This is a genomic window from Enterococcus timonensis, assembly GCF_900104595.1.
GTDB lineage: Bacteria > Bacillota > Bacilli > Lactobacillales > Enterococcaceae > Enterococcus_J > Enterococcus_J timonensis.
This window is the reverse complement of record NZ_FNVY01000003.1, coordinates 364,134-378,340: the sequence shown is the minus strand read 5'-3', so window position 1 is coordinate 378,340 and position 14,207 is coordinate 364,134. Positions and strand designations below refer to the sequence as shown.

14 protein-coding genes are annotated in these 14,207 nt (G+C 38.4%); 1 reads left to right on the top strand and 13 read right to left on the bottom strand.

From position 1 onward, the window contains the following. From glyQ to rpsU, 9 genes are all read right to left on the bottom strand, one after another. Positions 1 to 891, bottom strand: a complete 891-nt coding sequence (glyQ, locus tag BQ5341_RS03610; RefSeq protein WP_071130853.1) for a glycine--tRNA ligase subunit alpha — start codon at positions 889 to 891, stop codon at positions 1 to 3. Positions 892 to 1,109: 218 nt separating this feature from the next. Continuing rightward, a complete protein-coding gene (recO, locus tag BQ5341_RS03605; protein ID WP_071130678.1) occupies positions 1,110 to 1,898 on the bottom strand; it encodes a DNA repair protein RecO in 789 nt (262 codons plus the stop codon). Between the two features lie 30 nt (positions 1,899 to 1,928). Then, positions 1,929 to 2,828, bottom strand: a complete 900-nt coding sequence (gene era / locus BQ5341_RS03600; protein WP_071130677.1) for a GTPase Era — start codon at positions 2,826 to 2,828, stop codon at positions 1,929 to 1,931. A 60-nt stretch (positions 2,829 to 2,888) separates the two neighbouring features. Beyond that, complete coding sequence (locus BQ5341_RS03595; RefSeq protein WP_071130676.1) at positions 2,889 to 3,293, bottom strand: diacylglycerol kinase family protein; 405 nt, start codon at positions 3,291 to 3,293, stop codon at positions 2,889 to 2,891. Then, positions 3,277 to 3,759: an rRNA maturation RNase YbeY gene (ybeY, locus tag BQ5341_RS03590; protein WP_071130675.1), complete on the bottom strand. Its 483-nt coding sequence runs from the start codon at positions 3,757 to 3,759 to the stop codon at positions 3,277 to 3,279. The genes BQ5341_RS03595 and ybeY overlap by 17 nt, the downstream gene beginning before the upstream one ends. Then, entirely contained in the window at positions 3,760 to 5,985 is a 2,226-nt protein-coding gene (locus BQ5341_RS03585; RefSeq protein ID WP_071130674.1) for an HD family phosphohydrolase, read from the bottom strand. Continuing rightward, complete coding sequence (locus BQ5341_RS03580) at positions 5,960 to 6,925, bottom strand: PhoH family protein (RefSeq protein WP_071130673.1); 966 nt, start codon at positions 6,923 to 6,925, stop codon at positions 5,960 to 5,962. The genes BQ5341_RS03585 and BQ5341_RS03580 overlap by 26 nt, the downstream gene beginning before the upstream one ends. Before the next feature lie 104 nt (positions 6,926 to 7,029). Further along, positions 7,030 to 7,473 (bottom strand): GatB/YqeY domain-containing protein, encoded by a 444-nt coding sequence (locus tag BQ5341_RS03575; protein WP_071130672.1) that lies wholly within the window; start codon positions 7,471 to 7,473, stop codon positions 7,030 to 7,032. Between the two features lie 44 nt (positions 7,474 to 7,517). Further along, a complete protein-coding gene (gene rpsU / locus BQ5341_RS03570; RefSeq protein WP_002356740.1) occupies positions 7,518 to 7,694 on the bottom strand; it encodes a 30S ribosomal protein S21 in 177 nt (58 codons plus the stop codon). A gap of 231 nt (positions 7,695 to 7,925) precedes the next feature. On the opposite strand from rpsU, the gene BQ5341_RS03565 reads away from it, so the two are divergent. Then, positions 7,926 to 8,762 (top strand): pyruvate, water dikinase regulatory protein, encoded by an 837-nt coding sequence (locus BQ5341_RS03565; protein WP_071130671.1) that lies wholly within the window; start codon positions 7,926 to 7,928, stop codon positions 8,760 to 8,762. A 293-nt stretch (positions 8,763 to 9,055) separates the two neighbouring features. On the opposite strand, the gene BQ5341_RS03560 is transcribed toward BQ5341_RS03565, so the two are convergent. The 4 genes from BQ5341_RS03560 to BQ5341_RS03545 all read right to left on the bottom strand — a co-directional run bounded on the left by BQ5341_RS03560 (position 9,056) and on the right by BQ5341_RS03545 (position 14,206). Then, positions 9,056 to 9,307, bottom strand: coding sequence for an ArsR/SmtB family transcription factor (locus BQ5341_RS03560; protein WP_071130852.1), 252 nt, complete (start codon positions 9,305 to 9,307; stop codon positions 9,056 to 9,058). A 103-nt stretch (positions 9,308 to 9,410) separates the two neighbouring features. Further along, positions 9,411 to 11,141 carry a phospho-sugar mutase gene (locus BQ5341_RS03555; RefSeq protein WP_071130670.1) on the bottom strand — a complete coding sequence of 577 codons (1,731 nt, stop codon included), beginning with the start codon at positions 11,139 to 11,141 and terminating at the stop codon, positions 9,411 to 9,413. A gap of 201 nt (positions 11,142 to 11,342) precedes the next feature. Further along, positions 11,343 to 12,257, bottom strand: coding sequence for a thioredoxin-disulfide reductase (trxB, locus tag BQ5341_RS03550; RefSeq protein ID WP_071130669.1), 915 nt, complete (start codon positions 12,255 to 12,257; stop codon positions 11,343 to 11,345). A gap of 167 nt (positions 12,258 to 12,424) precedes the next feature. Continuing rightward, complete coding sequence (locus BQ5341_RS03545) at positions 12,425 to 14,206, bottom strand: ABC transporter ATP-binding protein (RefSeq protein WP_071130668.1); 1,782 nt, start codon at positions 14,204 to 14,206, stop codon at positions 12,425 to 12,427. Between the last annotated feature and the right edge of the window lies 1 nt (position 14,207).

The window sequence follows — 14,207 nt, the reverse complement described above, 5'->3', positions numbered from 1 at the left end:
TTAATTCTCCTCCTTAGCTAATAATGGGAATCCTAATTTTTCACGTTCGGCAACGAAAATTTTGGCCACAGATTTTGCCATATTTCGAATTCTTGCCAAATATCCAGCCCGCTCGGTAACAGAAACTGCTCCACGAGCATCAAGTAAATTAAAAGTATGGGAACATTTTAAAATATAATCGTACGCCGGATGCACAAGATTATCTGCCAGACAGCGTTTGGCTTCTTGTTCATATTCGTCAAAATGGCGCAACAACATCGCTTGATTAGAAACTTCAAAAGAATATTTAGAGTGTTCATATTCTCCTTGTTGGAAAATTTCGCCGTATTTCACGCCGTCTGACCAAAATAAATCATAAACACTTTCCACTTCTTGAATATATGAAGCTAAGCGTTCCAAGCCGTAAGTAATTTCAGAAGTTACTGGTTTACAAGGAAGTCCACCCACTTGTTGGAAATAAGTAAATTGAGTAATTTCCATCCCATCAAGCCAAACTTCCCAACCAAGACCCGCACAACCCATGGAAGGATTTTCCCAGTTGTCTTCTACAAAACGAATATCGTGTTCTAAAGGATCAACGCCTAACAAACGCAAACTTTCTAAATACAATTCTTGAATATTTTCTGGTGATGGTTTCATCACTACTTGAAATTGATGATGTTGATAAAGGCGATTGGGATTTTCTCCGTAACGTCCATCAGCTGGACGACGTGAAGGTTCCACGTAAGCCGCTTTCCAAGGTTCTGGTCCAATAGCTCGCAAAAAAGTATAAGGACTCATGGTGCCGGCGCCTTTTTCTGTATCGTAAGCTTGCATCAACATACAGCCATTTTCCGACCAAAATTTTTGCAACGTTAAAATCATTTCTTGCATCGTTAATTTTTTCATAATTTCCTCCTTTAAAATAAAAAAAATCCCTATGTCAAATGACATAGGGACGTAAGTTTACGCGGTTCCACCCTACTTCCGAAAAATTCCGGCAGCTTTTGGTCTGTGCTAAAAGGGCCTTTTGAAAATATTCTTGATCTAGCTCTCACCACCGCTAGACTCGCTGAACAAGTCAATTTTCTACTTTTCTTTTTACGCACGATTTAATTTTATACTTTATTCTAATCAGTTTCATTTTTTTTGTCAATTTTTGGCGCCATCATTTTTTCCCATTTTTTCATTTCATCAATAAAATGTTTACTTTTCAAATGAATCCCCACATATTGATCGTAAATCTCATCAATGACCGTCCGGAGATTTTTTTTCGTCGTCTCAGAAACATTAATTTTTCCAAGGCGGGTAATTGGCAATTGAGAAAAAATTTTTAATAAGTAACAAGCTTTAGGATCTGCATGGAGACGTCTAGGATCTTGGTCAAAATGTTTGGCACACAGTAGTCCGTGAAATTTCTCCGAAAAGTCAAAAGGTCCTTTCGTATTGCCACAAACAGCACAACCAGAAAGTTCTAAAGAAATCCCAAAACGGGGCAAAATTTGTAGTTCAAAAATATTAGTGACCACTTCTGGATCTTTCTTGGCATTTAAAGCTTTCAGACACGTTTCTAAAAAAGTGTAGAGTAGCTGGTCACTCTCGCGGTCCACAATGGCAGCATCGGCTAAATTTAACAAATAAGTAGCATAGGCGTTGGCGAAAATATCTTGCTGTAAAAAATAAAAAGGTTCAATTTCTTTGGCGACATTTAAAAAACTTAAGCCGTCTGTTTTAAAATCACCACTGTATAATGCTTCAGTCATAGGCATAATGGCCGCGCTCAACGGATTATTTTTGCGATGAGCACCTTTAACGAAAAAAACCATTTTACCGTATTTTTCCGTAAAAATTTTTACCAGCTTATCTTTTTCTTTATGATCTCGACTGTAAATTATCAGCCCTCGACTTTCGCCAAACATTACCGCCCACCCCTATTTAGATTCGCCTGTTTAATACTCGTCTTTTTTATAACCAAAGTCTTGCAAATTCACTTTTTTATCGCGCCAATCTTTTTGCACTTTCACCCATAATTCTAAATAAATTTTTTCACCAAGCATATGTTCAATATCAACCCGCGCTTTTTGACCGATAATCCGTAACATTTTGCCGCCTTTACCAATAATAATTCCTTTTTGGCTATCGCGTTCCACGATAATGGCCGCTCTAATGTGTAATTTTTCGCCTTCAGGTTTTTTCATAGATTCTACAACAACCGCCACTGAATGAGGCACTTCATCTCGCGTTAAAAGCAAAACTTTTTCCCGAACCAATTCAGAAACAACAAAATATTCTGGGTGATCAGTAATTTGATCTTCTGGATAAAATTGTGGACCTACTGGCATTTCAGCCGTCACAGCTTCCATTAACGTTTCCAAGTTGTTGCCATTCGTTGCTGAAATTGGAATAACTTCTTTAAAGTCCATTTGTTTAGAATAATCCTCAATAAATGGCAATAATTGATCAGGATGGACGCGGTCGATTTTATTGACGATTAAATAAACTGGCACGTCACTATTTTTTAAGCGCTCGATAATTAAATCATCGCCGGTGCCGCGTTTTTGATCCGCCGGTACCATAAATAAAATTACATCGACTTCACGAATAGCAGAATAAGCCATATCCACCATGAAATCTCCCAGTTGGTTTCTAGGTTTATGAATCCCTGGTGTATCTACAAAAACAATTTGACTATCTTCTGTTGTATAAATTCCTTGAATTTTGTTACGCGTTGTTTGGGCTTTATCTGACATAATAGCCACTTTTTCGCCAACGAGTTGATTTAATAAAGTCGATTTGCCGACGTTAGGCCGACCAATCAGTGCTACAAATCCTGAATGAAATTCGCTCATTTTTTTCTCCTTAAAAAGAAACTTGCCAAAAATTTTTGCCAAGTTCTTTGTTTTTATTTTTTAATTAAATAGTGTCGACAAAAGCGCCCACAGTTTCGGTCCAAAGATAGTAATACCAATGACAATCGCAAAAACTGCTGTTAATAAAACGGCAGCGGCGGCCATGTCTTTAATTTTTTTAGCAATGATATGGAAATGAAAATCTGTCACCATATCCACGACATTTTCAAAAGTGGTATTAATAATTTCTACGAGCACTACTAGAAAAATCGCTAGAAGAAGCCAGCGCCACTCATTTAAAGTCAAACGAAAAATAACGCCCGCGGTAATTGCCAAAATGGCCGCACACGTATGGACGCGCATATTTTTCTCTTCTTGAAAGGCCGTCTTAAACCCATGCCAAGCAAATTCAAAACTAGACAGAAAGGTTTTATTTTTATCGATTTTCTTATCTTTTGAGTCCATAGGCGTCTAAAATTTCCTTTTGTAATGAGAACATTTCTTTTTCGTCTTCCAGGGTCATATGGTCATAGCCGTTAATGTGTAAAAAACCATGGAGGGCTAAAAATCCTAATTCCCGATGAAACGAATGGCCATATTCTTCAGCTTGTTCGTGGGCTTTGTCTAGAGAAATCATAATGTCGCCGAGATTTCTAGGCAACTGAGAAATTTCCATTTCTTCATCAAAAATAATCGGTGGCTCGTCATCTGTTTCTTCTTCTAAAGCAAAACTAATCACATCAGTAGGTCGATCAATCTGTCGATACGTTCGATTAATTTCGTGAATTGCCGCATTGTCCATCATGGTCACCGACATTTCAGTGTCTTCTGGCAATTTCAAATAATCCGCCGCAAAATCCAGTAATTTTTCCACGTCTTGCATTTCTGAATCTTGCAAAGTTTCGGTTTCATCCAACATGGTAATGTCCATTTATTTTTCGGTCCCTTCTGATTTTAAGCTAGGATATTTAATTCGGGAATGGAAAGTGGAGCCGAGCCCTGAGACAATCGATTTTTCCATTAAGCGAATTTCTTTCATGGTCAAATCACATTCGTCAAATTGCCCATCAGCAATTCGTTTAGCAATTATATTATGAACAAATGTTTTTACTTTGTCTGGTGTCGGATGATCCATCGCCCGCACGGCGGCTTCACAACTATCGGCAATGCTCACTACGGCGGCTTCTCTTGTTTGTGGTTTTGGTCCGGGATAACGAAAATCAGCTTCCGTCACTTCCGGATTGCGCTCTTTGGCTTTCACATAGAAAAATTGCATCAACGTTGTGCCGTGATGTTGCCAACAAATATCTAACACCATTTGTGGCATTTGATATTTTTCTAAAATCTTCACGCCATCTGTTACATGGGCAAAAATAATTTGCTTAGAATCTTCTGGCAGTAAAAAATTATGGGGATTTTCTGCACCATTTGGCAAATTTTCTACAAAAAAGTTGGGATGTTTAATCTTTCCGATATCATGATAATAACACGCCACCCGCGTTAAAAGCGAGCGCCCGCCAATTTCCGCCACCGCATTGGCAGAAAGATTGGCCACCATCATCGAATGATGATACGTTCCCGGTGCTTTTTCCAATAATTCTTTTAACAATGGATGATTCGGATTGGATAATTCATTTAAAACTAAATCTGAATCGTCGTATAAAACAAGTTCAATATACGGATGCAAACCGACCGAAAGTAAATAAGCTAAGGCAGAACCGGCAAAGCCGCACAGTAAAGTCATCAAAGTCGTTTTATCAAATAAAGATATCCCTTGGTAAGTGACCATAATGATATTAAATAAAAATGGCATCAAAATAATCCAAACAAATGCGCGTCCGGCTTGAGTGGCCAAACGATGCCGTCGAACTAATGTCGCCATGGTGCCACTAAATAAATAAATTGCTCCTAAGACGAGTAAATAAGTTGTGCCTACTTGGGAAAAATATAAAAAACAAACAAAAAGCATTTGGAAAACGGCCGCCAACATTCCTAGTCGACGATTACAAAAAATCGTTAGGACAAGTGGTGCAAAAGCGACTGGAAAAATTTGGGCGATATAGTTAAGTTGTTCTGTTTGGAAAAGTTGGAATAATTTCATCACCGCGATACTGGCGATCATGACTGTGGCATAAATGCTCGCTTGTCGTAATTTTTCGGTCCATGAACGGTCATAAGTTAAAAACCAAAAAATAAAGACTTGGAAAACTAATAACATTCCTAGCGCCACTAAAGGAAAAATCGACGTATTTTGCTTGGTCATTCCTAACAGTTCAATTTTTTCTAGCGCTTTAGCGTCAATTTGATTGCCTTCACGAACAATAATTTCCCCTTGATAAATCATCACTGGAGTGACGGCATCGCGGGCTTGTTGTTGTAATTCTTCGGTTCGCTTTTCATTATAAAATTCATTTTCGACAATTCCTTGGTTCACTAAATAACGGACTTGTTGTTGAAGTTCATTGCTTAAAGTCGTTAATTGCAAATCATAGAGCGCATTTTGCTTAGCTTGAGCTAAATTCGTTTCCCGAATCCGTCCATCCATCGCTTCGTCAATTAAAGTAACAGCTTCATCTTCAACTCTACTTAATTCAGTAGCTGACAGCGAAAAAATATTTTCAAAAAAAACTTGCGGCAAACTTTGATAAAAGGCTAAGGCATTTTCATCCACCGTTTCAAATTTCTTTTTTAATGCGGCAATTTTTTCTTCGACACCTGGTTCAGCTAAAGTATTGGCGGCAAGTTGCTCTGGTGTTAATTTGGCCAAAGCTTCTTGATAAGCCGTTTTTGTTTCATCATTAACCGCCGTAATAAAGGTGAACAGCCGTTGAATATATCCGGTTTGCGTTTCTTTTAAATCCGCCTGAAAACTATACTCAGGCACCACCGCTTCTTCTGCCAGTTGCCGTTTATTTTCAGTTTCGGTGGCATTTTCAATTGTTTTACTGGCCCGAATCGTTTCTTCAGCCGGTTGACCGACTTGCAGTTGCAACTGATTTTGCTTGACGCTCCCAAAAATCAGCAAAAATAAAATAACACTAAAGACTGAAAATAATACTATAAATGAACTTTTTGGATAAATTTTAAGTAACCGTTGGAATTTTTTCAAGAAAAGCTCCCCCAATCTTGCACTAACGCATCTCGTGTTCTTCCTCATAAGCGGCAATAATTTCAGCCACTACCGGATGACGAACCACATCTTGCACAGTAAAATCAACAAAAGCAATTTTTTCAACTTGAGCTAACACTTTTTTAGCATGAACCAACCCACTCATAGCGCCTCGTGGCAAATCAATTTGCGAGACGTCACCATTAACAATCATTTTGGAATTAAAACCAAGACGGGTTAAAAACATTTTCATTTGCGCAACCGTTGTATTTTGCGCTTCATCTAAAATAACAAAAGCATCATCCAATGTCCGCCCCCGCATATAAGCTAAAGGTGCAATTTCAATCACGCCTCGCTCCATTAGGCGATTGGTATGTTCCAACCCGTAGACTGCATAAAGCGCGTCATAAATTGGACGTAAATAAGGATCAACTTTTTCTTTTAAATCCCCCGGTAAAAAACCAAGACTCTCGCCAGCTTCGACGGCCGGACGAGTCAAAATAATTTTTGGGACTTGACCGGATTTTAAAGCAGAAATCGCCATTACCACGGCTAAAAATGTTTTCCCGGTGCCGGCTGGACCAACGCCAAAAGTCACGTCATTTTTTTTAATCGCTGTAATATATTGTCGTTGTCCTAAAGTTTTCGCCCGGATACTTTTTCCGCGAGCATCTTTTAATAATTCTTCATCGTATAAATTTGTAAATTCTGTTAACGTGCCATTTTTCCCCATTTTTAAGGCCGTCACCACATCAGGCGTGCTGATTTTTAAACCGCGTTTAAGTAATTGTTGCAAGGCCGCAACTATTTGGCTGGCAACTAGCGCGTCCGGACCTGAAATTTCCATTTCTAAACCACGAGAAAAAATGTCAATATGTAAATTTTCTTCTAAAAATTTTAAATGTTTATCTTGTGGACCCAACAGCAAACTGGCGTCTTCTGGCGTTTGAAACACAATTTTTTCCACCGTCCCCAGCTCCTTTATCATTCATTTAAATTCCCTTTCATCATACCATAAATGATTATCATTAAAAAGCTTTCATGAAGTGAAAAAAAGAAGACAAACGCCAACATGACGTTTGTCTTCCAACATTAATTGAGTAAGTTTTTAACGGCTTCATTGACAACTTTGCCGTCTGCTTTTCCTTTAACTTGAGGCATCACTAGACCCATCACTTTACCAAAATCACCTTTGCCTTTTGCATCCACTTTTAAAATGGCGGCTTTAACAATTTCTTCGACTTCTTGGGTCGTCAATTGTTTAGGCATATAGCGATCTAAAATAGCAATTTCTTTTTCTAGTTGTTCCACCAAGTCAGCGCGTCCCGCGTTGGAAAATTCAACCAAAGATTCTTTTCTTTGCTTCATTTCCCGAGCTAAAACGGTGAGCTCTTCATCAGATGTTAATGTGTCACCTTTTTTGATGCCTTCATTTTGCAATGAAGCTTTCACCATCCGCACCACGTTTAATGTTTCTTTATCGCGGGCTTTCATGGCTATTTTAACATCTTGGTTAATTGTTTCGACTAAAGACATAAAATTCTCCTTTATCGATGGAAATTTTCTAAACAAAAATTAATTTAGAATTTTTTCCGTTTTCTAGCGGCTTCAGATTTCTTCTTCCGTTTAACACTAGGTTTTTCGTAGAATTCACGTTTACGAGATTCTTGTAAAGTTCCCGCTTTGGAAACGGAACGTTTGAAGCGACGAAGAGCATCGTCAAGAGATTCATTTTTACGAACCACTGTTTTTGACATTAAAATTCCCTCCCTCCGAGCTTAAAAAGTAACCGTCACATTTAGGATAACCTATCGAAACTGTCCTTTTATTATTATACCCAAGGATTTTCTTTCAGTCAAATAGGTTTTTAAAAAATTTTAAAAATTTCCTCAAGAAAAATTATTTTTTGCCTCTTCTACTGAATAAGTTACCGGCATTAAAAAAAGAATCATATGGTATACTGAAGAAAAAAGAAAGGGGTTTTCCCCATGGAAAATGACTTAGAACCTGTTGTTAATATTTTTGTAATTTCCGATTCAGCTGGAGAAACCGCCACAAAAACAGCCCAAGCGTGTATGGCTCAATTTCCTGATGTTGAATTTTGTTTATTTCGCCGCACTTTAATTAATGAAACGGAACTTTTATTGCAAGCACTAAAAGAAGCAAAAGAAGTGAACGCCATCGTTTTACACACAATTGCCAATGAAAAACGTTTAGAAATGTGCCGAACTTTTTGTCAGGAAAGCCACTTAAAAGCTTTTGATTTGCTTAACCCGATTGTCGATGAAATTTCTTTGCGAGCTAGTGCGACACCTACCCGCGAACCAGGTGCGATGCATCATTTAAATGAAAATTATTTCAAACGAATTAAAGCGATGGAATTCGCGGTGAAATATGACGACGGAAAAAATCCTAAAGGCTTTTTAAAAGCCGATGTGATTTTATTAGGCGTTTCTCGCACTAGTAAAACGCCGCTAAGTTTATTTTTGGCCAATAAAAACTTGAAAGTCGCCAACTTGCCTTTAGTTCCTCAAGCTCACATTCCCCAAGAAATTTATCAAGTCGACCCAAAAAAAATCGTCGGCTTAACTAATGATCCGTCGATTTTAAATCATATTCGTCAAGAACGGATGAAATCATACGGCCTCAATCCCGACACAGCTTATTCGGATATCGACAAAATTAAAGAAGAACTACTCTTTGCCCAAAATTTATACGAAAAACTCGGTTGCGTCGTCATTAACGTTGCCCAATTATCCATTGAAGAAACTGCCTCGTTAATCTTAGAAGCTCTAAACTTAAGCGATACAAGTTATAATCAATAAACAATAATGCAAAAAAACTTCGCCGGCGAAAATTTATCGGCGAAGTTTTTTGTTTTTTTATGAGTGGTGTGTTTTGCCTTGGGTTTAGGAAAATAGATAAAATCCTTCACGAATGTGCCATTCGCTGTGGCTTTTCCTAATTTTCTACGCCATTTAACAGACAAAACACAGCCTTAGCTCACGGTCTATTTTCGGTAGCACTTAGAGAAAAAGATAGAATGCCTTCAGAGCGTTTCACGCTCTTATACCATTCTCCTATTTTCTTACAGTGCTGAACACCAAAAATAGAACCTTTAGCTATGCAGGACGTGTTCGAAGGTTTGGTTTAAAATATCCATCACGTGGTGGTCGGCTAGGGCATAGTAGATCACTTTTCCTTCACGGCGGGAGATGACAATTTTATTGTCCCGCAATAATTTTAGTTGATGGGACACGGCAGATTGTTCCATGGCCACTTCTTGGGCGATCGTGGTGACATTTTTTTCACCACTTTTTAAAAATAATAAAATTTTCAGCCGCGTTTTGTCGCCTAAAACTTTATACATTTTGCTAACTTGTGCAATGACAGTCTCTTCCACTTTTGAACTCCCTGGATTTATTTTTATTTGCTATGTACAAACGACGCCCACACAGGCGCCGTTTCTTTATTTATTCTTGGGTAAGATTTTTTAAATCAGCTTCAAGTTTGGCTACTTTAGCGATTGCTTCATCAAATGTCTGACCAACGACGCCAACGTAAAACTTGATTTTCGGTTCGGTTCCTGATGGCCGGACCGCAATCCACGTGCCATCTTCTAAATAATATTTTAAAACATTAGCTCGCGGCATATTTAATGGTTCTTCCAAATGACTAGATAGTTCGATTTTTTTCTGCGTATCGAAATCTTCTACATAAACGACTGAGACACCGGCAAAATCAGTCGGCACATTTTCTCTTAGGCCACTCATTAACGTTTTAATTTGTTCGGCGCCTTTGATACCATCTAAAGTTACCGCCGTTGTTTTTTCTTGATAGAAACCGAATTTCTCAAAAATTGCTTGCAAACCATCGTATAAAGTTTGCCCTTGTTTTTTATAAAAGGCGGCAACTTCAGCTAACAAGACTAATGTTTGAATAGCATCTTTGTCTCTGACAAAAGATTTAATCAAATAGCCGTAACTTTCTTCAAAACCAAATTCGAACGTATGGTTGCCATTTGTTTCGTATTCTTCAATTTTTTCAGCAATAAATTTAAACCCGGTTAAGACGTTGACGGTTTCCACGCCATAACTTTTGGCAATCGCCGTTGGTAATTCAGAAGAAACGATGGATTTTAAAATCACCGCATTTTCTGGCAGAGTACCGGCCACTTGTTTAGCTTGCAATAAATAATCTACCAAAAGAGAAGCAATTTGATTACCAGTTAAGACTTGGTACTTTCCATCTGGCAAGCGAACAGCCGCGCCAAGTCGATCGGCATCAGGATCAGTGGCGATTAAAAGATCCGCATTTTCTTCTTCGCCTAACTTCATGGCATATTCAAAAGCTGCTGGATCTTCTGGATTAGGAGATTTGACAGTAGTAAAATCAGGATCAGCTACGGCTTGTTCGGGTACTAAAACAAATTTTTCAAAACCGGCTTGACGCAATGCGCGTTCACCGATCATTCGTCCAGTGCCGTGGAGCGGCGTATAAACAAGACGCAAATCTTTGCCCATTTCCGCAACTAATTTTTCATTGACGGTGACGGTTTTTATTTTTTTTAAGTAAGCTGAATCTACTTCTTCACCAATAATATGAATTAAACCGGAATGTTTCACTTCTTCTTCCCGCAAAACAGGAATCTGCAGCGGATTATCCACTTGGCGCACAAATTCAGTCAAACGATCGGCGTGAACTGGCGGCATTTGCCCACCATCTTCACCATATACTTTGTAGCCATTGTATTTGGCAGGATTATGCGACGCGGTAATCATAATGCCAGCAAAACTTTCCAAATGGCGCACAGCAAACGAAAGTTCTGGCGTTGGTCGTAAACTTTCAAAAACAAAACTTGGAATATTGTGGTAAGCCAAAGTTCGAGCAGCTTCCATAGCAAAATCAGGTGACATGTGGCGCGAATCATAAGCAATAACTACGCCGCGCTTTTTAATTTCTGGTTCTTGCAAATCCATCAACAAGGCGAGCCCTTCAGTTGCTTGGCGCACTGTGTAAATATTCATCCGATTAATTCCCGGGCCAATAATTCCCCGCATTCCCGCCGTTCCAAATTCTAGTGGCGCATAAAATGCATCCTCAAGTTCTGCTTGGCTGAGGGCTAAATTATTTAGTTGTGCTTTTAAATCGCTGTCTAGTTCCTCAAAATTTGCCCAGTTTTGATAAATTTTTTCCCATGACATCGCCAACACCTCTTTTTCAAATTTTAACAAGCTAAGTATATCATACTTTTAAATCTTCTTTAAATTCTGAAATGGTTTTCTATAAAAAAATAACAGGAGGAGATAATTCATTCCGCCCCAAATAAGAAATCTGTTTTTACCTCAGCTATTTTAAATTTGGCCAAAGAAAAAGCTGTGACAAAAATTCATCACAGCTTGCTTTTATTTCGTTTCTTCTAAATAATTATAAACTTGTTGACCGGCGATACCACCTTCACCAACCGCCGTAACGATTTGACGAAGATTTTTTTCACGAACATCTCCTACCGCAAAAATGCCTGGAATGTTGGTGCGCATTTCGATATCTGTTTCAATCCAGCCTTCTGCATTAGTAATATTTAAATCTTCAAATGCTTGCGTTAAAGGATCTAAGCCAACATAAATAAAGACACCATCAGCTGGTAAAACTTCTTCAGTTTCTGTTTTAAGGTTTTTAATTTTCACTTGTGTGACTTGCATTTGATTTCCTGAAATTTCTTCTAAAACCGAATCCCATTTGAAATCAATTTTTGGATTAGCAAACGCGCGATCTTGAATAATTTTTTGCGCCCGCAATTCATTTCTCCGGTGCACAATAGTTACTTTTTTAGCAAATTGGGTTAAATAAATGCCCTCTTCCACTGCTGAGTCGCCACCGCCGATAACATAAAGTTCTTTTTCACGGAAAAACGCCCCATCACACACGGCACAATAAGAAACACCGCGGCCCGCAAATTCTTCTTCCCCCGGCACGCCTAGTTTACGATGGACACAGCCGGTGGCAATGACGATAGTTTTTCCTTTGTAATCTTGATCTTCACAGTGAACTAATTTATATGTACCAAAATCTTTGACACTTTCTACAATGCCGTATGCATTTTCTGCGCCAAATTGATTCACACCTTCATACATCTTGTTGGCAAGCTCCGGTCCCATAATTGAATTGAAACCTGGATAATTTTCCACTTCGGCGGTGTTGTTCATCTGTCCACCGGGTGCGCCCCGTTCAATTAAAAGCACTGATAAATTCGAGCGTGAAGCATAAAGCGCTGCGGTCATCCCAGCCGGTCCAGCACCAATCACAATTACATCATACATTGATTATTCCCCTTTTCATTTTCTTTTTTCACACTACAATAAAATAAGTCACCTCGCAACTTTTCTGCTTAAAAAAAATGTCGCAAAATTTTTTGCGACATTTTTTAAACAGTGTTTTGAGGGATTTTTTTGATTTTCTGTGGTGCTTAACGCACCTTCGACATCCTTTAATCTTCTGCGCTTTGTAGTAGGTACATGTCGTAATATAGGCCTTGTTGGGCGAGGAGTTCTTCGTGGGTGCCGCGTTCAACAATTTTCCCTTTATCTAAAACTAAAATTAAATTGGCATCGCGAATCGTTGACAGACGATGGGCAATAGCAATTGTTGTCCGGCCTTGACGCATTTTTTTCAAACCTTCTTGAATCAGACTTTCAGTTTCCGTATCAATATTGGCCGTCGCTTCGTCCAATACTAAAATTTTCGGATCCGTAACAATTGTGCGGGCAAAAGTAATTAGCTGCCGTTGTCCGGAAGAAAAACTAGCGCCGCCTTCAATTACTTTGCTATGATATTGCCCCGGCAAATTTTCAATAAAATAATTAGCTTGTACAAATTCAGCCGCTTTGCGAATTTCATCGTCGGTAATTTTTTCATTAAATAAGCGAATATTGCTGGCGATATCCCCATAAAATAAAAACGCATCTTGTAAAACGAGTCCCGTTTTTTTCCGCAATTCCTCCATGGGAAAATCACGAATATCCCGGCCGTCAATTAAAATTTCTCCTTCAAAAAAATCGTAAAAACGCATCATGACATTAATGATTGAACTTTTCCCGCTCCCAGTATGGCCAACTAAAGCCACGGTTTCGCCAGGGTTCGCAACAAAAGAAATATCATTTAAGACATTGTTTTTTCCGTCATAGGAAAAAGTTAAATGTTTGAATTCAATTTTCCCATCTTCAATCACGCTAGCCGCGGTCTTATTTTGTTGCGGCGCAACTTCAGGATGATCCATAATCGTTAAAATCCGCGATCCTGCCACCAAGCCATCAGTAAAAACTGACAGAAAATCCATCATTTGGCTCATGGGATTGAAAAAACTTTGGACATACGTTGTAAAAACATAAACCATCCCGACTTTTACCGGATTGTCTAACGCGTTAATTCCGAAAAGCAGCAGCACTAATGCCACGGCCAAGGCGTACAACATGGAAATAACTGGCGAAAGTAATAAGGCATTGGTTTTAATCATGGAAAAACGTGTTTTCAAATATTCATTATTAATCGTCTCAAATTCATCTTCCAAACGATTTTCTTGACGAAATTGTTGCACAATACTCATCCCAGAAATTGTTTCATTTAATTTAGTATTCAATTGGCTGAGACGTTCCCGCATACTCCGGTACAATTTGGAGGAAAATTTTTGATAGTACCAAATAATGACTAAGAGAATCGGCAGAAATAATAATAAAAACAGCGCGATTTTAGCGTCGATTGAAAACATGGCGATAAAACTCGTTACTACCGCAAAAATTCCTGTTAACACAGTTAAAAAAACATACCAAAAATCAAATAATGTTTCCGTATCGTTGGAAACTCGAGAAACAATTGATCCGGCTGGCGTTTGGTCAAAGTAACGCATTCCTAATGTGTGGAGCTTTTCAAACAATCGGACGCGAATAAATTGATACGTTTTAAGACTGGCGACAGAATACAAAAATCCTTGAAAAAACCAGACGAAACTTTTTAAAATCGCCCCTAATAAATAAAGTCCGGCAAATCCGAAAATAATTTTTGTAGTAGCTGTTTTCGATTCTAAATAATGGTCAATTAAAAATTGTAAAACTCGTGGTAAATAAATATTAATTAAGCTCAAAGCAAAGGCAAATAAAATCGCCACACCAAATGATTTTCGAAATGGCTTCGTGTAAACGAACAGACGCTTAATAATATTTTTTTGTTCTTTTAAGGGAATTTCTTTGGACCAAGCGGATTCGAATTTTTCCATA

Excerpts from the sequence above, each read along its gene's own strand:
- recO (WP_071130678.1), bottom strand. The coding sequence starts at position 1,898 with ATGTTTGGCGAAAGTCGAGGGCTGATAATTTACAGTCGAGATCATAAA.
- era (WP_071130677.1), bottom strand. The coding sequence starts at position 2,828 with ATGAGCGAATTTCATTCAGGATTTGTAGCACTGATTGGTCGGCCTAAC.
- BQ5341_RS03595 (WP_071130676.1), bottom strand. The coding sequence starts at position 3,293 with ATGGACTCAAAAGATAAGAAAATCGATAAAAATAAAACCTTTCTGTCT.
- ybeY (WP_071130675.1), bottom strand. The coding sequence starts at position 3,759 with ATGGACATTACCATGTTGGATGAAACCGAAACTTTGCAAGATTCAGAA.
- BQ5341_RS03585 (WP_071130674.1), bottom strand. The coding sequence starts at position 5,985 with ATGAGGAAGAACACGAGATGCGTTAGTGCAAGATTGGGGGAGCTTTTC.
- BQ5341_RS03580 (WP_071130673.1), bottom strand. The coding sequence starts at position 6,925 with ATGATAAAGGAGCTGGGGACGGTGGAAAAAATTGTGTTTCAAACGCCA.
- BQ5341_RS03575 (WP_071130672.1), bottom strand. The coding sequence starts at position 7,473 with ATGTCTTTAGTCGAAACAATTAACCAAGATGTTAAAATAGCCATGAAA.
- rpsU (WP_002356740.1), bottom strand. The coding sequence starts at position 7,694 with ATGTCAAAAACAGTGGTTCGTAAAAATGAATCTCTTGACGATGCTCTT.
- BQ5341_RS03565 (WP_071130671.1), top strand. The coding sequence starts at position 7,926 with ATGGAAAATGACTTAGAACCTGTTGTTAATATTTTTGTAATTTCCGAT.
- BQ5341_RS03560 (WP_071130852.1), bottom strand. The coding sequence starts at position 9,307 with ATGTATAAAGTTTTAGGCGACAAAACGCGGCTGAAAATTTTATTATTT.
- BQ5341_RS03555 (WP_071130670.1), bottom strand. The coding sequence starts at position 11,141 with ATGTCATGGGAAAAAATTTATCAAAACTGGGCAAATTTTGAGGAACTA.
- trxB (WP_071130669.1), bottom strand. The coding sequence starts at position 12,257 with ATGTATGATGTAATTGTGATTGGTGCTGGACCGGCTGGGATGACCGCA.
- BQ5341_RS03545 (WP_071130668.1), bottom strand. The coding sequence starts at position 14,206 with ATGGAAAAATTCGAATCCGCTTGGTCCAAAGAAATTCCCTTAAAAGAA.